Origin of the sequence: Gardnerella piotii, from assembly GCF_049815665.1 — a bacterium.
GTDB lineage: Bacteria > Actinomycetota > Actinomycetes > Actinomycetales > Bifidobacteriaceae > Bifidobacterium > Bifidobacterium piotii.
Map to the genome: position 1 here is coordinate 635,683 of NZ_CP187450.1, position 17,603 is coordinate 653,285.

The window sequence follows — 17,603 nt, forward strand, 5'->3', positions numbered from 1 at the left end:
TGTTAGAAGATTTGCAAGTTGAACATAAGAATTAACATGCGAGTTGGGGAGTGAATCATGGTTGTTGTTTTAGATGGAAAAGCGCTAGCTGCAAGTATTAAAAGCGACTTAAAAAATAGAGTAGAAAAGCTTAAAGAAAAAGGCATTAATCCAGGGCTTGGAACGCTTTTAGTTGGAAGCGACCCTGGCTCGCTGAAGTATGTTGCTGGAAAACACAAGGATTGCGAAGAAGTGGGGATTCGCTCAATCCGCTGCGATTTGCCAGAAGACGCTAGCGAAGATGACATTCTTAAAGCCGTAAATCAGCTTAATAATGACCCTTCTTGCACGGGTTTTATTGTGCAATTGCCTTTGCCAAAAGGCGTGGATTCCCAAAAGATTATTGAGGCAGTAGACCCTGCAAAAGATTGCGATGGAATGCATCCGTACAATTTGGGCGAGCTTGTTATGCATATTTCGGGAGATATTTCAACGCCTCTTCCATGCACACCGCGAGGGATTTTGGCGCTTTTAGACGCTTATAACATTGATCTTTCTGGCAAAAATGTGTGCGTGCTTGGGCGAGGAATCACGGTTGGTCGAACAATTGGGCTGCTTCTTACGCGCAGGGGAGTAGACGCAACTGTAACATTGTGCCACACTCGCACGCGTGATTTGCACGATATTATGATGCGCTCCGACGTTATTATTGCAGCAATGGGCAGCGCGGGATTTGTAAAGCCGTGCGATGTTAAGCCTGGAGCCGTGTTGGTTGACGTTGGTGTTTCGCGCGTTTTTGATGAAGAAGTGGGAAGATATCGCGTAAAAGGCGATGTTGATGTTGCTTGTAGAGAAGTCGCGGGAGCGTATTCGCCAAATCCTGGTGGAGTGGGGCCAATGACCCGCGCAATGCTATTGGCTAATGTTGTTGATATGGCTGAGCGCGAGGCAAATGGCAAGTAGTAAATATCAAGTAGCGCGACACGCCCGAAGTAAAACGGCGATTTTGGCTATGCCTATATATAACATTGACAGAGCGCGTGCATAGTGCGCGTGCATAAATCATAATTTAATATCGAGTAATATCCACCCCAAGAAGAAACCACTAATAAGTAATGGCAGAGAATAATAACGAAGTCGCCAAGGTTGCGATTAATGATATTGGCACCGAAGAAGACTTCATCAAGGCAGTCGATTCAACCATCAAGAATTTTGACGATGGTGATTTAGTTGAAGGTACAGTCGTAAAGATTGATCACGACGAAGTATTGTTGGACATCGGCTACAAAACTGAAGGTGTAATCCCTTCCCGTGAACTTTCCATCAAGAAAGACGTTGATCCAGATGATGTTGTTGAAGTTGGCGACACCATCGAAGCCCTTGTTGTAACTAAGGAAGACAAGGAAGGACGTCTTATTCTCTCCAAGAAGCGTGCACAGTATGAGCGCGCTTGGGGTGACATTGAGAAGATCAAGGATGCAGACGGCATTGTTGAAGGTACCGTTATTGAAGCTGTTAAGGGCGGCTTGATTGTAGACATCGGTTTGCGCGGCTTCTTGCCAGCTTCCCTCGTTGAAATGCGTCGCGTTCGCGATCTTTCCCCATACATTGGCCAGAAGATTAAGGCTAAGATTCTTGAGCTCGATAAGAACCGCAACAATGTTGTGCTTTCTCGTCGTCAGTTCCTCGAGGAAACCCAGTCCGAAGTTCGCGAGACCTTCCTCTCGCAGCTTAAGAAGGGTCAGATTCGCGAAGGCGTTGTGTCTTCTATCGTAAACTTCGGCGCGTTTGTTGACCTCGGCGGTGTTGACGGCCTCATTCACGTTTCCGAGCTTTCCTGGAAGCACATCGATCACCCATCTGAGGTTGTTAAGGTTGGCGATAAGGTTACCGTTGAGGTTCTCGACGTTGATCTCGATCGCGAACGCATCTCCCTCTCCCTTAAGGCAACTCAGGAAGATCCATGGCAGCGCTTCGCTCGCACCCATGTTCCTGGACAGGTTGTTAAGGGCAAGGTCACCAAGATTGTTCAGTTCGGTGTGTTCATCTCCGTTGAAGACGGCATCGAAGGCTTGGTTCACATTTCCGAGCTTGCTAACCGTCATGTAGAGAACCCAGAAACTGTTGTTAAGGGTGGCGAAGAAGTATTCGTTAAGGTTATTGACGTAGATCTCGATCGTCGCAGGATCTCGCTCTCCTTGAAGCAAGCTAACGAGGCTGTTGATCCAAATTCTGAAGATTTCGATCCAGCTCTCTACGGCATGCCAGCTGAGTATGACGAAGAAGGAAACTACAAGTACCCAGAAGGCTTCGATCCAAACACTAACGAGTGGATTGCTGGTTACGAGCAGCAGCGCGAAGAGTGGGAAGCACAGTATGCAGCAGCTCACGAATTGTGGGAGCAGCATAAGGTGTTCGCCGCTAAGGAACTCGCAGCTGCAGCAGAATCCGCAGCCGCTGATGGTCAGAGTGAAGAAGCTGAAGAAAAGAAGCCAGCTAAGGAAGAAAAGAAGGAAGAAGTTGCTTCCAACTATTCTTCTGAGGCAGCTAACGAAGGTGCTTTAGCTGATTCCGATCAGCTCGCAGCTTTGCGCGAACAGCTTTTGAGCGAAAAGAAGTAGTTTCTACTTTCTACTAGAAGCTTATTAACAATTGCCCTGGTGAGTAATCATCGGGGCAATTTTGTAATTAAATATAGGTACAATTAATTCTCTTTTAAGAATCATGATTATATGATGCTTTTAAACATTAATCATAATTATTAAAAGGATTGGTGAAGATTATGAGCACGTTTGACAACAATCAGCAAAATGCTCAGTTTCCTTCGTACGATGGGAATATTGAGGAGAACACTAAAGCAACTTTAGTAAGCTCGCGCAATAAAATTGTTGCAGGTTTGCTAGCGATTTTCTTAGGCACATTAGGTATTCACAATTTTTACCTTGGTTTTAAAGGAAAGGCGATTGCACAGCTGCTTATTTCTGTTCTTTCTTTTGGTTTCCTGTTGATTATTACGGGAATATGGGCATTGGTTGAGGGTATTTTGATTCTTTGCTCAAAGCCTGGAACTAAGTGGCATCAAGATGCTGATGGTGCTGAGTTAAAAGACTAAAAATAAATATTTAGTATTAAGATTTATAAGTAATTTTACAAATAAAAGATGCGTTTTAGAATTCAATTTCCAAAACGCATCTTTTATTTTTATGCCTAAAACATTAGAACAAATGAATAATATAGCAAATACACTTATTCTTTAATATTGCATATTTTTTAATTTCATTAATGCTGCAGAGATAGCTATTAATAGAATCATTAAAGCATAAGGAATAGTTGTGTTGATTCCAGTTTTTTGCATCATTCCTCTATTCTTTGCTAAAGCATTGCCAGATTTACTATAATGCTTATAATTATTTTCATTATCAATGCTGTTATTATCCACATTGTAATTATCATGTTTTGCTTTTGAAGAGTAATGATAATTCGTTCTGGAATTGTCCGTATTAGAGTAATCCTTTCTGTAATTTTGAGAATATTCTTTATTTATGTTAAATGTGCTGCTGTTCTGTTTATTGTTATTCTTATTTGGAATTATATTTGGACTAATATTCTTATTTATCTCCTTTTCAGATTGTGTTGTTTCAGGATCTTTTCCTGTTTGTGTATCAGTATGTGATTGATTGTTAGGTAGAGGATCTGTTTGAGTACTAGAATTTTTAGTTTCACTTGCAACATTTAAAGTTATAGTCGTTTCAAATGATAATTCTGTGCTTGAACGATCTTGATTTTTGTTTGCAGACGCAATACGAATTTTTGCAGTAAGTTTATCTCCAACTTTTGCTGTTTTAGGCACTTCAATTTTCAAAGGAATATATGTAGTTTTATTTGCTTCGATTGTTACAGAATCGCTTGATGCAGTAAAATCACTTGTGTTTATAGACGTAACTTTAATATTTTCATATTTAGTACTCGTAGGATTTACCACAGGAAGACTTATCTTTTGGGTGGATAGATTGATTTTAGTTGTGGAACCTAAGGTTATGTTAGGACGTATACTTAACCAGCCAGCAGAAATTCTCGTATACATTATGTCATTATTATCGCCCTCATATAGGAGACCATAACCGCCTCCTGCTTTTTGGCTTAAAGCTTGAATAGTGGAGTAAGCCATTGCACCATTCTTGAATCCCTTTTCTTCTGTCCAACTTTCTCCATCATTATATGAGACACGTATCAAACCATTTGCTCTTCCAGAACCAGAAGAAGATGAATATAAGAGGATTTTAGCTGCATCAGATCCAATTGGAGCATCTGGGAATGCTCTTGTTATTTGAGCGTTATTACCTGGATCTGGCAGTGTCTCATCTTTGTATGCTTTACCATACGTTTCTCCGCCATCATTAGAAAAAGCAATGATTCTATGATTATTTGCACCACCTTCATGCGGTCTAGAGTTTAACATAATTCTTCCATCAGAAAGCTCTACAACCTTATTTTCATCCATATGGCTTTGTTCTTTACCTAGTCCAACTGGATTTCCAGCTTTCCAAGTTACTCCATGGTCATCAGAGTATACAGATACGGCTTGCCACTTCTCATTGTTTCTTTGCACACTTCCATTGGAACTGTTTACTATTGCGTATTGTTGTATTAAACGACCTTTATATTTTCCGTATTTTAGTTGAATACCATGCCCAGAAGTAGCAAATCTAGCTCGTTCATTTTTTGGATATTTAGTTATGTCTTTAGTTATAACTTTTGGCTCACTCCAAGTTAAACCGTTATCTTTTGAGCAAGTAACAGCAGCGTCTAAAATATGTCTATCACTTTTATCTGTACTAGCTGTAGAATCCCATACGCCACCATCGTATGATTTTACGAAGAATAAGAAAATATTGCCTGTTTCTTGGTCTACAACATATGAAGGGTCAGAGAATCCATATTTATTTGAGAGTCCATCTTTATTTGAGTTTTCTTTTCCTTTTGCTACGATTTGTATTTTTTCAAAAGTTTTTCCACCGTCTTTAGATATTCTTTGAACAATAGAATTTGGATTAGGGGCATCAGCTGCACCATTTGGTCGATAATCCCAAGCTGTAAGAATCCAACCATTGTTAGCTTCAGCTATTGCAGGTATTCTATAATAAGGTTTTCCAGTTAGTCCTTCTACAGTTTGACCTATTGTTGCTAATCTAATAGGATCCCCGTCTTTTCTAGGCCTTGGAACTGGATTAATATTTGTAACTTTTTCGCCAATTAATTTTGGAGTAGATATAACTTCATTACCATTTGCATCTTTGCTAATTTTCCAATCGGTTGATGGAGTGAAACCTTTTTCTTTAATATCAGAATCCTCTGTTATATGGAATCCTTGCGTGCATGATACAGTTTTTCCTGGTTGTAGATTTCTCCACCTACAGTTACCGTTATTCCCTTCAACAGCCACAGCAGTGAGATTACTGTTAGTTGGCCAAACAGTCACATTGTGATTAGTATTATTTGTGTAAGTCAGCTTATATCTTAGCGTATCCCCAACTCGAACATCATTTTTTAAATCATCCGTACGTGTAATCGTAAATGTTACTGGTTCAGTTTGTTCATGGGGGGGGGGTAGTTGCTGATGCTACACCTATGCTAAGTGACACAATTGTTGCAGATGTAAGAATTGCTGAGAAAATATTTTTGCAAACTTTATGCGCTGTTCCAATCATTATATTCCTTTCTTCATTGAAGGCGTATAAGTAATTACCTATAAATTACATCTTTGTCTTTATAGTTTGCGAGAACAATTACCTCGTATCTGTAGATTCTAAATCATTCATATGACATGTGACGTATGTTGAATTTTATGATAAAAAGAAGAAATTATATTGATTAAGTGAATATAAGCGAAAATATTTCGAAAATAATAATTAGTACTTATATAACGATGGTTATGTAAAATCAAATATGCATATGTCGATTAAATATGTTGTGTTGTAATACGGATAGTAGCTTGTATAAAGGATTTTTATGAAGAACATTGAAATTAAAAAATTAGATTATTTAGAAGCCAAAGATAATATGAATATAATTTTAGATTTATATCTAAAAGCATTCCCTAAAGAACTGGATCGTATAGATAATGTTCGTGAGCGCATATTAGATAGTTTGAAAGATAACAATAGTGCGCTTTTACTTGTTGCTACAATGAATAATCGTATTATCGGTGTTTTATATGGCATAGAATTATTACAAGATAATTGGTATGCGAATCAAATTAAGCCATTTTTATCAGAAAATTATGATTGGTACAATCAAAGCTTAGAGCTAAATGAGTTGTTTGTAGATCCTGAGTTTCAGCATATAGGCGTTGGCAGTGCGCTTATGAAGAAAGTCGAAAATCTTAAATTATATAAAACAATAATTTTATCTACAGAAAAAGATAATAATGCTGTTGCTTTAGATTTTTATAATAAGCTTGGATACAGTTTATTAACCGATAATTGGAAATCTTATTACGGGTCTATTTACTGCGTGCTATATAAGAAGTTTTAGTTGGGTCAATTAAAACTTACGTTATTGTGAGAAATGTATCGTTTATAATCAAAATATGACAATGATGCGGATTGCGGTAACTGGCGGAATCGCGGCTGGAAAATCTACTGTAGTAGACCATTTGCGTTCGCTTGGCGCGTTTGTTATAGATTACGATGTTTTAGCGCGTAAAGTGGTGGAGCCAGGAAGCGTAGTCTTGCAGAAAATCGTAAGCATTTTTGGGGAAGATGCTGTTAAGAATGATGGCTCTTTAAATCGCGAGTTTATTGCAAAGTGTGTTTTTGGAGACTCCGACAAGAGTTGTGAAAATCGTAAGAAGCTTGAGTCGCTTATTCATCCTGCTATTTATGATTTAGCGAAGACTTTAGAAGTTGAGTATATAAGCGAATATGTTAATAAAATTTCTGAAGAAAATCGCAGTACTGAAGAAAATCACAGTGCGCTAGGCAGTATGAGTTCGATTATTGTGCACGATATTCCGCTGCTTGCACAAGTAATTGACAGCATTCCATTTAGTTTTGACTATATTATTACAGTTGAAGCGCCTAAAGATGTTCGCATTGCGCGAATGATAAGCGAGCGCAAAATGAGCCAGAATCAGGCGCAGCAGCGCATAAATAATCAAGTTGAAGAGATTGAGCGCAAAAAAATCGCGGATTTTGTGGTTGATTCTACAAAGCCTATGGAAGTTATGCTTAAAAACGTTGATTCAAAAATTAAAACGTGGATGAGTAAGGAGCATTAGATACCCAAAGGAAAAATCGCCAGCAACCGCGCGATTGTTGGGTTTTAGTAAAATAAATAAAATGCTCTTGATGCTATTAATGCTCTTGGAGAAAAATAATGTCGAATAAAATTCAGCGCACAAACAAGCCTTTTGTAGTAAAAGCGCCATACAAGCCTTCGGGCGACCAGCCGCAAGCAATCGAAGAGTTAGCAAATCGCATTGAAAACGGCGAAAACGACGTTGTTTTAATGGGCGCAACTGGCACTGGTAAAACTGCTACAACCGCTTGGCTGATTGAGCGTTTGCAGCGGCCTACACTTATTATTGAGCCGAATAAAACTTTGGCAGCTCAGCTTTGCGCGGAGTTTCGCGAGCTTATGCCAGATAATGCTGTGAGCTATTTTGTGTCTTATTACGATTACTATCAGCCGGAAGCGTACATTCCGCAAACAGATACGTATATTGAAAAAGACTCGAATATTAACGACGATGTTGAGCGTCTTCGTCACGCAGCTACAGCGAATTTGCTTACGCGCAGGGATTGTGTTGTTGTAGCTACTGTTTCTTGCATTTATGGACTCGGTACCCCAGAGGAGTATGCCGAGCGAATGCTTATGCTGAGCGTTGGCCAGCAGCTTGAGCGAGACGATTTATTACGCAAGTTTGTGAGCATGCAATACAAGCGCAATGACATTGCGTTTACGCGCGGAACTTTTAGAGTGCGCGGAGATACGGTTGAGATTATTCCAGTTTACGAAGAATTAGCTGTGCGAATTGAGTTCTTTGGCGACGAAATCGACAGAATTACAATGTTGCATCCGCTTACGGGGGAAGTGATTCGCCAGGAGAGTAGCGTTCATATTTTCCCAGCGTCTCACTATATTGCAGGTCCGGAGCGCATGGAGCGTGCGCTTGAGGCGATTGAAAAAGAGCGTGATGAGAGAGTTGCGCAGCTTAAAAAGCAGAACAAATTGCTGGAAGCTCAGCGTTTGGAAATGCGAACTACGTACGATTTGGAGATGCTTCGCCAGGTTGGAGTGTGCCCAGGAGTGGAGAATTATTCGAGGCATTTTGACGGGCGCGCGGCTGGCACGCCTCCGCATACGCTTCTTGACTTTTTCCCAGATGACTTTTTGCTAGTTTTAGACGAATCGCATGTAACCGTGCCACAAATCGGAGCTATGTACGAGGGAGACGCCTCGCGCAAAAGAACGCTTGTAGAGCATGGCTTTAGGCTGCCATCTGCAATGGATAATCGCCCGTTAAAGTGGAACGAATTTTTGGAGCATGTTGGTCAAACTGTGTATCTTTCTGCAACGCCTGGAGACTACGAGTTGGGGCTTTCGGATGGCGTAGTTGAGCAGATTATTCGCCCAACTGGCTTGCTGGACCCTAAGATTGAGGTTAGGCCCGTGGAAGGGCAGGTTGACGATTTGCTTGCGGAAATCAAGGATAGAGTTGCAAAAGATGAGCGCGTGCTTGTTACTACGCTTACAAAGAAAATGGCGGAAGACTTAACTGATTACTTTTTGGAGCTTGGTATTAAAGTTGAGTACTTGCATTCGGATGTTGATACTTTGCGCAGAGTGGAGCTTTTGCGCGAGCTTCGCGAAGGCAAAATTGATGTGATTGTTGGCATTAATTTGCTTCGTGAGGGCTTGGATTTGCCAGAAGTTTCGCTTGTTGCGATTTTGGATGCAGATAAGGAAGGCTTCTTAAGATCTTACCGTTCGCTTATTCAGACGATTGGCCGCGCTGCTCGTAATGTTTCGGGAACTGTGCTTATGTATGCGGATAGCGTTACGGATGCTATGAGCAAGGCGATTAGTGAGACGGAGCGCCGCCGCGAAAAGCAAATCGCGTATAACAAGGCTAATGGAATTGACCCTAAGCCTTTGCGAAAGAAGATTAGCGATGTTAACGACATGCTCGCTAAGGAGGATGTTGATACTCAAACTTTGCTAGCAGGCGGTTACAGGAATGCTAATAAGGCTGGGAACTCGCATTATGGCGTGCCAAAAGAGCCGAATCTTGGGCAGCAAAGCAAAGAAAAGCGCATGGCGAATATATCCGCCTTGCCGCAAAGCGATATTATGTCTTTGATTAAGAATTTGAGCGAGCAAATGCATGTTGCTGCAGAACAGTTGCAGTTTGAGCTTGCAGCGCGATTGCGCGACGAGATACGCGATTTTAAAAAAGAGTTGCGGCAAATGGATGAGGCTAGCAAGTGAGCGTAATGAGTGAGCGTGTAAGTTATCTTGTAAGTTAGCGTTGCTAATAAATAAGCTAATGTATGCGTCAAATATTGAGTATTCTAGTTAGATGTGGTGAGTGCTGGATTTGAATATGTTAATAAAAGATTATTTATTGTCTATGATTCACGCGATGTCTTTGCATTGATAGAGAATCAGCCATGGAATATTCTAAATTTTGTTAATGTGAAAAAATAAATTTATTTTATTTTTTTTTTGAAAAATACTTGACAAAAGGATTGAGAGAGAGCATGCTCAGACAGACAGACAGACAGACAGACAGACAGACAGACAGACAGACAGACAGACAGACAGACAGACAGACAGACAGACAGACAGACAGACAGCGTGATTTTGTCTTTTTTGTAACATAATTTTATATTCTAACCACTTTATACATTGTTTATTTTGTATTGAAATAGGTGAGTGGTTTTGCATATTTACATGCATTTTTAGTTTTGTATTTGCCTTATATAAATTTTTGAATTTAATAAAAAATTATTATTACTATAATCATTAATTTGGTTGGGAATAAAATGAATAATAAAAGAATAAATAAAGTTATTAGTTTAGTAGTTGCTTTTATAGCTGCGATTGGACTTTTTGCTGGAGCAGTAGTGGCTCAGGCTGCTGAAGATAATAATACGAAAAAGCAACCGCTACACATATCTATGAACTATGCAAAAGAATTAGGCAAAGGTCATACAACGCCTGGAGCACTTGGACAGATTGATTCTGCAATAGAAAATATGTGGAAAAATCTTCCTATAACAGTTATTGATAGTCAGGGGAAAAATTTTGAAGTTGCGAAACAATTAAATAATAGTTGTGAACGTACTGTTGGCAATTTTGCGAATGGCGAAAAAGTAACTATAAAAGTTGATACTTCAAAGCTTCCTGATAGCTATAATCTTTCTTGGGAGTCTGATTATACGTATCCTAAACCAACTAGGAATTATGCTGAATTTCAAGCAGTTGTTGATAGTAGTACGCCTGTACGTATTTCGCTAGATCAAATGAAGGTAAAATTCGACTTGAAGGGCGGAAATATTGACGGTAAGTCGGACTCAATAACAAATATAGTAAAAAAAGATAATACGGTTGATTTTCCAAAGGATCCAACAAAAGAGAACGTGGAATTTGGTGGGTGGTATACCGAGCTACCTGATACTGATTCGTATAGGCAAAAAAAGGTTGTAGGCAAACGCTACTACTGGAATAGTCAATCGCCATTTTCTGATTATAGTCGTGATTGGATGTCGTGGAACGATGAGAAATTAGACCCATTGTATGACGGCATATTTTTACTCCGCGCACAGTGGAATGCAAGATATACATTTAATGCTAATGGCGGCACCTTTAGTGATGGTACAGCCAAGAAAAGTGAAGCAGTGCAGCAAGGTAAGAATATTAATATATTGCCTGCGCCTACGCGCGAAGATTATCAGTTCTTAAACTGGGCGGATGCTGCTGGTAACACTTACAATCCAGGTGATACTTATACTTTGAATGCTAATACTGTGTTTACTGCTAATTGGAAGCAAATTAGCAATACGGTTACATTCATGAACGGCGATAATACTCATGCAGCAGTAAAAGTGGAAACTGGTAAGGCTATTGATACGGATGCCTTGACTGACCAGTCTATGCCTAAGAATCCAACGAAGGATGGTTATACCTTCAAAGAGTGGAATACAAGCTCGGATGGTAAAGGTACTGCGTTTACTGGAGCAACGCTTGTAAATAATGATACGACTGTATATGCCATCTTTACGAAGAATACAGGCAGCGATGATGGTGGTGATAATGACGACAACAATGGCAGCGGAAGTGTTGAACCAGATTCAAGCGATAATCCTGAATTAAATGTTGAAGGCGGCAGCGTCAATAACAATAGAACGTTAAACGGTGCTGCGAACGGCTCGGAAGACGGTGCTGCAAATGGTTCTGCGAATGACTTAGCAAACGGTGCTGCAAACGGTGTTGCAAACAGAAGCGGTTCTGCTAAGTCGCAAGCTACAGGCATGCGCTCTTCTGGAGTGCTGCCAAATAGTGGTGCGGATGCCTCTGGAGTAACTTTTGCGTCATTTGGTGCGCTAGTGCTTGGCTTGTTTGTGGCTTCTGGAGCTGTGCTAAATCGCAAGCGTGCTAAGTATTTGCGCTAGTTGCGTTAGTGTCTGTACTAATCGTGATTAATAAGTGAGCGCATGTAGTCATGTTTAATCGTAGTAAATAAATAGTTGCGAGTTTTGCGTATAGGTCACAATTTGCTGGTACACTATTACTCGTAAAGTGGGTATTTTCCCATTTAAAAATAAACAAAGGAAACAGGCAGGCATTATGAGAAAAGCCAAAATTGTTGATACTATTGGACCAGCTACCGAATCGTTAGAGGGCATTACCAAGCTTGTTGAAGCTGGCATGGATGTTGCTCGCTTAAACCGTTCGCATGGCACTCCTGAAGATCATTTGCGCGTTTACAACAATGTGCGCGAAGCTTCAAAGACTACTGGTCGTAATGTTGCTGCTCTTGTTGATTTGCAGGGTCCAAAGATTCGTTGCGGTTGGTTCAAGAAGAACGCTGACGGCGAAGATAAGGTTTATTTGGAAGAGGGCCAAGAGTTCGTTATTACTACAGACGATATTGAGGGTGATGAGCATCGCACTTCCACAACCTTCAAGGGTTTGCCAGGAGATTGCCACGCAGGCGATCCAATTTTGATTGATGATGGCAAGGTTCGTCTTGAGGTTACCAAGGTAGAAGGCAACGACGTACACACTAAGGTTGTTGTTGCCGGCCCAGTTTCTAGCCACAAGGGCATTAACCTTCCAGGCGTTGCCGTTTCTCTTCCAGCATTGACTGAAAAGGATGAGTCTGATCTTCGTTGGGCTATTCGCACTGGTGCAGACATTATTGCTATGTCGTTCGTGCGTTTTGCTACCGATATTGATCGCGCTCACGAAATCATGGACGAAGAAGGCCGTCGCATTCCAATCGTTGCAAAGATTGAGAAGCCACAGGCTGTTGCAAACTTGGAAGAGATTGTTAAGACCTTCGACGGCATTATGGTTGCTCGTGGAGATATGGCAGTGGAGATGCCACTTGAGCAGGTTCCACTCGTTACCAAGCGCTGCATTGAGCTTTCTCGCCAATACGCAAAGCCAGTAATCGTTGCTACCGAAGTTCTTGGATCGATGGTTAACTCTCCAGTTCCAACTCGTGCAGAGGCTTCTGATTGCGCTAACGCTGTTCTTGACGGCGCCGATGCAACTATGACCTCTAACGAGACCGCAGTCGGCAAGTATCCAGCAGTTACCGTTCAGACCATGTCTCGTATTTCTCAATACGCTACTGAAAACGGTTACGATCGCATTCCATCTGTGGAGCTTGACATGTCTAGCACGGGTGCAGTTTCTTCTGCAGCTGTTGACTTGGCAGACAAGCTCAACGCTAAGGCGATTGTTGCTTACACGCAAACTGGTCGTACCGTTCATCGCATTTCTCGCGAGCGTCCAGCTGCTCCAATCTATGGCTTGACCAACAATGAGCACACTTATCGCTGGTTGGCTTTGAGCTGGGGCACTGAAGGCTTCTTGATTAGCGAGGACTACCACGATATGAACCGTCATGATCTTATGATCTTCACCGACAAGGTTCTTCGTGAAGCTGGCAAGGTTGAAGACGGCGACAAGATTGTTGTTTTGAGCACTGCTCAGGGTGAGCGCCAGGCTGGTCGTACCGACTCTATTTACGTTCACACCGTTGGTGCTTGCGATTAATCGCTAGTTGATTGCTAGCTGATTGCTAGTTAATCGTCAGCTAATCGTTAGTTTTCTAAACGCGCATCCTTTTGGGTGCGCGTTTTTGTTTAGCGCGAATCATGTGATTTCTCACGCTACGATTTAAGTTCGAAGTCTTCGATTCCCGCGTTTGTTTACCATTTGAGCCAAAAAGGGAACAAACGCAGGAATGAAAGTGACTGCAAGGATTATGTGTGTTGTTTGGTGTGTTGTTTGGTGTGTTGTGCAAAATCGCGCGAGATGGAAGATAACAAAAACGCCGCTTAGAATGTAAGCGGCGTTGTGCACGTGCCCCCGGTGAGACTCGAACTCACACTGCACAGATTTTGAGGCTGTTTCCTCTACCAATTGGGATACAGGGGCATCTTAAATTATCCGCGTTTTAACGCGACTTGACGACTATACCACATTTTGTAGAGTAATCAAATATACCGCGTGTTGCGCGTAAAAAAGCGAGTTGCGTGCGTGCGGAAGAATCGCAAGCAACCGCTCGCTAAAAACCCAAAGTAAAATGCAATAAATCAAAACGGAATCAAAACGGAATCAAATATCACAAATAAGAATCAAAACAGAATACAAACCCCACAAAACAGAAATATTAATTTGCAAATTATTTAAGATTGGGTGTGTTGATGTAAGAATTTTGGTATAATTGCAACTTGCGCCTCTGTAGCTCAATGGATAGAGCAACGGCCTTCTAATCCGTTGGTTGCGCGTTCGAATCGCGTCGGGGGCACTTTGCTTTGCTCTTATGTTTGTGTTGAAAAATCTTTCGGCACGTATTATGCAAAATAAGGAGCGCGTGTGGAAAATCATAGTGTAGTGGAAAATCATAGTGTAATGGAAAATGCTAGTGTAGCCGCAGCAATAATTCTGGCAGCTGGAGAAGGAACGCGCATGCGTTCAGCAACTCCAAAGGTATTGCACAAGTTTGCGGGAAAAACGTTCTTAAATCGCGTAATGGACGCAATGGCAGGCGTAAACCCAGGGGAGCTTGCTGTTGTAGTGCATGCTCAAGCTCAACGAGTATCGGAAGCTGCACAAAGTTACAACAACGCTGTTCGGATTGTGAACCAGGATGATAAGCCTGGAACGGGTAGGGCTGTGCAATGCGCAATGCGAGATCTTAATGAAGCTTCAAATCAGCAATCTGGATATGCGCTTAAAGGGGCTGTGTTAATCGCAGCAAGCGATATGCCACTTTTAGACACGCAAACATTGCAATCATTAATCTATTTTCACAATAATCAAGGCAATGTGGCAACTGTTTTAACCGCTGTTTTAGACGATGCCACTGGCTACGGGCGAATTGTGCGCGGCGAAAATGGCGATGTTTTGCGCATTGTTGAACACAAAGATGCCAATGCAGAAGAGCTTGCGATTAAGGAAGTTAATACGTCTGTATACGTGTTCGACGCTGCAGTGCTTAGCGATGCTATAGAAAACCTTGATTCCAAGAATGCTCAAGGCGAGTTTTACTTAACCGATGCACTGGAGCACGCTCGCACAATGGGGCGAGTTGGAGCAATGGCGGCAGCAGACTCGTTGAGCGTAGAGGGCGTAAATACGCGCGTTCAGTTATCTGCTCTTGCAAAAGCATACAACAAGCGCGTTTGCGAAAAGTGGATGCTTGAAGGCGTAACGATTCTAGACCCAGAAAACACGTGGCTTGAAGACGATGTTGTTTTGCAAGAAGACGTTACGGTTCTTCCAGGGTGCTTCTTGCAAGGTCACACGATTGTTAAAAGCGGTGCTGTTGTAGGGCCATACACTACGCTTATTGATGCGCAAGTTGACGAAGACGCGGTTGTGGAGCGCTCGCGTGTGCAAGAATCGCATATTTGTCGCGCTGCAAACATTGGGCCGTGGACGTATTTGCGACCAGGAAATGTGCTTGGCGAGGAGAGTAAAGCTGGCGCGTTTGTGGAGATGAAGAAAGCGCATATTGGAAACGGCACTAAGGTTCCGCATTTGAGCTATATGGGCGACGCTGATTTGGGAGAGCACACGAATATTGGCGGTGGCACGATTACAGCAAACTACGATGGCGTGCATAAAAACCATACGACTATTGGCTCTAACGCGCATGTTGGTGCAGGAAACCTGTTTGTAGCTCCAGTTACTGTTGGAGATGGAGTTACAACGGGTGCAGGCTCTGTTGTGCGTCACGATGTTCCAGCGGATTCCATGGTGTATTCGGAAAATACGCAGCACGTTGTAGAAGGCTGGAAGCCAGCTTGGGAGCGATAGTTCGCTAGTTCGCTAGTTCGCTAGTTTGCTAGTTCGATAGTTCGATAGTTAAGGAGAAACAATGGCAGCTTTAGAAAGCTCTGTTAACGCGATTAGGATTGCTGCGTCTGCAGCCGATAGGTTAAAAGCCACTAATTGCCAAGCTTTTGACGTTAGCAATCTGCTTGGAATTACAGACGCCATGCTGATTGTTTCTGCATCTAACGAGCGTCAAGTCTTAGCTGTTAGTGAAGAAATCGAAAAAGACTTGTACTTAAAAGACAACAAGCGCAAGCCAATATCTAGAGAAGGCTTAGAACTAGCACAGTGGATTTTGCTTGATTTTGGCGACTTTGTGGTTCATATTATGCACGAGGAAGCGCGCGAGTTTTATCGCCTTGAGCGTTTGTGGAATGATTGCCCTGTAATTGATTTGCAACTTCCAGAGCATAGCGAGAGCGATGCGGATGGCAATGATGGCGATAATGCGCAAAATGGCGATAATCAAGAGTCTGAAAGGTAGCGCAAGATAATGGTGGATTTTGTTGAAAGCGCAACGCAAATTGCGCATAATGCAAATAAAAACAGCGCTCACGAAGGTATTGCGCGTTCTGTAATGCTTGTTCGCCACGGTCAGACGCCTTATAACGCGCAATTTAGACTTCAAGGCATGATTGATATTGCTTTAGATGAGTCTGGAATAGACCAGGTGACTCGCTCTGGTAAGGCTTTGCGAGTGCTTTTTGGAGCTTCCGACTTAGAAGACCCAAAGAATCCAAATAGCCAGGAGCACGTGCGCATTACGCCAGAAGAAGCCGATGCAAGTTTTGTTGCCATTGTTTCGCCGCTTATTCGCGCACAGCAAACGGCTCATGCTTTTGCAGATAAGATTGGTCTTAATGTGCATGTTGAAGATGGCGTGCGCGAGCGCTTTTTTGGCGAGTGGGAAGGCCTTAATCGCCAGCAAATTAGCGAAAAATGGCCTGAAGATTTTAATGCTTGGGTAAAAGGCGAAGGTGGAGAGCTTAATCACGGTGCAGAAACTAAGCAAGAAGTTGGCGAGCGCGCTGCGAAAGCTGTAGAAGATTGGGCGCGCAAAACTGGCTCAGACCGCGATTTACTAGTGTTTTCGCACGGATCTTGCCTTTCTCAAACTGTTCATAAGCTTCTTGGATTAGACAAGGTAGATCCTTCTTATAAGACTATTGGCGGAATGGGAAACGGCCGTTGGGCGCGTTTAATTCCAAGCCTTAATGCGGATGGCTCAATTCATTGGCGCTTGGATGCTTACGATCAAGGTCCTGCAGCAGACCCTACAAGCCAGCGTCTTATTCGCATTTGGGGTGCAGCTTAAGCAGCATAATTTCTCCTTTTTTGCCGCTTATATTCCTAAAACTACCGTTTAGCGGTTTTGTAAAGACAGATTATTTACAGTGCCGTATAGTCAAAATTACAAAACAGAAAGCTGGCAAAAGCTAAGAAAAGTTAGCAAAAGCTAGTAAACGCTAACGGTAGTATACGAAAGGGGGCCTGATGAAAGTAACGATTGCTATTGTGCCGCCAGAAGAAGAGCAGTGCGCTCAATTGTCAGTTCACAATATTGACGATAACCTTAAACGCATTATAGCCAATTTGCAAAGCATTGATTCTAAAGATGTAAAATCAAGCAATGCTGAAAATAATACTGATATTGCCGAAAATAATACTGCGAATGCGGCAAATAGCAATAATAATTCATTCATATATGGTTATATTAATGATTCGATTATTGTTATGCACGAGCCAGATGTGATTATGATTTGCGTAGAAAATTCGCGCGTAATCATTCACAGTGATAAAGGCGAGTGCGTGTCTTACAAGCGTCTAATGGATTTTGATAATCCGCAATTCGCGTCGTTTGTGCGCATATCTAAATCCGCAATCGTGAACTTAAATCGCATTGTTCGAGTCGATCCAGGATTCGGCGGAAGTATGAGCGTAAAAATGGACGACGGAAGCGTTGAGTGGATTAGTCGCAGATGCTTGAGCTCGTTCAAAAAGCGCTTGGGAATGTAGTTTTAAGCGTATTTTTAATACTAATT

At 42.0% G+C, this 17,603-nt stretch carries 14 protein-coding genes and 2 tRNA genes; 14 read left to right on the forward strand and 2 right to left on the reverse strand.

Translation table 11 applies throughout. From position 1 onward, the window contains the following. Positions 1-57: 57 nt before the first annotated feature. The 3 genes from ACPEIW_RS02725 (at position 58) to ACPEIW_RS02735 (ending at position 3,091) form a co-directional block, all read left to right on the forward strand. Positions 58-942: a bifunctional methylenetetrahydrofolate dehydrogenase/methenyltetrahydrofolate cyclohydrolase gene (locus ACPEIW_RS02725; RefSeq protein WP_425664242.1), complete on the forward strand. Its 885-nt coding sequence runs from the start codon at positions 58-60 to the stop codon at positions 940-942. Positions 943-1,094: 152 nt separating this feature from the next. After that, the gene (gene rpsA / locus ACPEIW_RS02730) at positions 1,095-2,600 is read left to right on the forward strand and encodes a 30S ribosomal protein S1 (protein WP_004130522.1); all 1,506 of its coding nucleotides are present in this window, start codon (positions 1,095-1,097) and stop codon (positions 2,598-2,600) included. A 161-nt stretch (positions 2,601-2,761) separates the two neighbouring features. Further along, positions 2,762-3,091 (forward strand): TM2 domain-containing protein, encoded by a 330-nt coding sequence (locus tag ACPEIW_RS02735; protein ID WP_016635741.1) that lies wholly within the window; start codon positions 2,762-2,764, stop codon positions 3,089-3,091. Positions 3,092-3,232: 141 nt separating this feature from the next. On the opposite strand, the gene ACPEIW_RS02740 is transcribed toward ACPEIW_RS02735, so the two are convergent. Next, complete coding sequence (locus ACPEIW_RS02740; RefSeq protein ID WP_425664245.1) at positions 3,233-5,422, reverse strand: sialidase family protein; 2,190 nt, start codon at positions 5,420-5,422, stop codon at positions 3,233-3,235. A 131-nt stretch (positions 5,423-5,553) separates the two neighbouring features. On the opposite strand from ACPEIW_RS02740, the gene ACPEIW_RS02745 reads away from it, so the two are divergent. The 6 genes from ACPEIW_RS02745 (at position 5,554) to pyk (ending at position 13,272) form a co-directional block, all read left to right on the forward strand. Further along, a complete protein-coding gene (locus tag ACPEIW_RS02745; protein ID WP_004132910.1) occupies positions 5,554-5,721 on the forward strand; it encodes a hypothetical protein in 168 nt (55 codons plus the stop codon). Positions 5,722-5,988: 267 nt separating this feature from the next. Further along, complete coding sequence (locus ACPEIW_RS02750) at positions 5,989-6,513, forward strand: GNAT family N-acetyltransferase (protein WP_116285938.1); 525 nt, start codon at positions 5,989-5,991, stop codon at positions 6,511-6,513. A 55-nt stretch (positions 6,514-6,568) separates the two neighbouring features. Further along, positions 6,569-7,258: a dephospho-CoA kinase gene (gene coaE, locus ACPEIW_RS02755; protein WP_425664247.1), complete on the forward strand. Its 690-nt coding sequence runs from the start codon at positions 6,569-6,571 to the stop codon at positions 7,256-7,258. A gap of 98 nt (positions 7,259-7,356) precedes the next feature. After that, complete coding sequence (gene uvrB / locus ACPEIW_RS02760) at positions 7,357-9,471, forward strand: excinuclease ABC subunit UvrB (protein WP_425664249.1); 2,115 nt, start codon at positions 7,357-7,359, stop codon at positions 9,469-9,471. A 557-nt stretch (positions 9,472-10,028) separates the two neighbouring features. Beyond that, positions 10,029-11,657: an InlB B-repeat-containing protein gene (locus ACPEIW_RS02765; protein WP_425664251.1), complete on the forward strand. Its 1,629-nt coding sequence runs from the start codon at positions 10,029-10,031 to the stop codon at positions 11,655-11,657. Positions 11,658-11,832: 175 nt separating this feature from the next. Continuing rightward, positions 11,833-13,272: a pyruvate kinase gene (pyk, locus tag ACPEIW_RS02770; protein ID WP_060785518.1), complete on the forward strand. Its 1,440-nt coding sequence runs from the start codon at positions 11,833-11,835 to the stop codon at positions 13,270-13,272. Between the two features lie 310 nt (positions 13,273-13,582). Here pyk and ACPEIW_RS02775 read toward each other — a convergent pair. Next, positions 13,583-13,656: transfer RNA gene (locus ACPEIW_RS02775), tRNA-Leu, on the reverse strand. A gap of 300 nt (positions 13,657-13,956) precedes the next feature. Between ACPEIW_RS02775 and ACPEIW_RS02780 the strand changes: the two genes are divergently transcribed. The 5 genes from ACPEIW_RS02780 (at position 13,957) to ACPEIW_RS02800 (ending at position 17,577) form a co-directional block, all read left to right on the forward strand. Beyond that, positions 13,957-14,029: transfer RNA gene (locus ACPEIW_RS02780), tRNA-Arg, on the forward strand. 104 nt (positions 14,030-14,133) lie between these two features. Further along, positions 14,134-15,543, forward strand: coding sequence for a bifunctional UDP-N-acetylglucosamine diphosphorylase/glucosamine-1-phosphate N-acetyltransferase GlmU (gene glmU, locus ACPEIW_RS02785; protein ID WP_425664388.1), 1,410 nt, complete (start codon positions 14,134-14,136; stop codon positions 15,541-15,543). Positions 15,544-15,604: 61 nt separating this feature from the next. After that, positions 15,605-16,045, forward strand: a complete 441-nt coding sequence (gene rsfS, locus ACPEIW_RS02790; RefSeq protein WP_425664254.1) for a ribosome silencing factor — start codon at positions 15,605-15,607, stop codon at positions 16,043-16,045. Positions 16,046-16,054: 9 nt separating this feature from the next. Next, the gene (locus ACPEIW_RS02795) at positions 16,055-16,876 is read left to right on the forward strand and encodes a histidine phosphatase family protein (protein WP_060785516.1); all 822 of its coding nucleotides are present in this window, start codon (positions 16,055-16,057) and stop codon (positions 16,874-16,876) included. Between the two features lie 179 nt (positions 16,877-17,055). Further along, positions 17,056-17,577, forward strand: a complete 522-nt coding sequence (locus ACPEIW_RS02800) for a LytTR family DNA-binding domain-containing protein (protein ID WP_016635858.1) — start codon at positions 17,056-17,058, stop codon at positions 17,575-17,577. Positions 17,578-17,603: the final 26 nt, after the last annotated feature.

Bases quoted from the DNA above. Each gene is read 5' to 3' on its own strand.
- ACPEIW_RS02735 (WP_016635741.1), top strand. From the start codon at position 2,762: ATGAGCACGTTTGACAACAATCAGCAAAATGCTCAGTTTCCTTCGTAC.
- rsfS (WP_425664254.1), top strand. From the start codon at position 15,605: ATGGCAGCTTTAGAAAGCTCTGTTAACGCGATTAGGATTGCTGCGTCT.
- ACPEIW_RS02795 (WP_060785516.1), top strand. From the start codon at position 16,055: ATGGTGGATTTTGTTGAAAGCGCAACGCAAATTGCGCATAATGCAAAT.
- ACPEIW_RS02765 (WP_425664251.1), top strand. From the start codon at position 10,029: ATGAATAATAAAAGAATAAATAAAGTTATTAGTTTAGTAGTTGCTTTT.
- glmU (WP_425664388.1), top strand. From the start codon at position 14,134: ATGGAAAATGCTAGTGTAGCCGCAGCAATAATTCTGGCAGCTGGAGAA.
- ACPEIW_RS02800 (WP_016635858.1), top strand. From the start codon at position 17,056: ATGAAAGTAACGATTGCTATTGTGCCGCCAGAAGAAGAGCAGTGCGCT.
- rpsA (WP_004130522.1), top strand. From the start codon at position 1,095: ATGGCAGAGAATAATAACGAAGTCGCCAAGGTTGCGATTAATGATATT.
- ACPEIW_RS02745 (WP_004132910.1), top strand. From the start codon at position 5,554: ATGTTACTGGTTCAGTTTGTTCATGGGGGGGGGGTAGTTGCTGATGCT.
- pyk (WP_060785518.1), top strand. From the start codon at position 11,833: ATGAGAAAAGCCAAAATTGTTGATACTATTGGACCAGCTACCGAATCG.
- ACPEIW_RS02725 (WP_425664242.1), top strand. From the start codon at position 58: ATGGTTGTTGTTTTAGATGGAAAAGCGCTAGCTGCAAGTATTAAAAGC.
- coaE (WP_425664247.1), top strand. From the start codon at position 6,569: ATGACAATGATGCGGATTGCGGTAACTGGCGGAATCGCGGCTGGAAAA.
- uvrB (WP_425664249.1), top strand. From the start codon at position 7,357: ATGTCGAATAAAATTCAGCGCACAAACAAGCCTTTTGTAGTAAAAGCG.
- ACPEIW_RS02750 (WP_116285938.1), top strand. From the start codon at position 5,989: ATGAAGAACATTGAAATTAAAAAATTAGATTATTTAGAAGCCAAAGAT.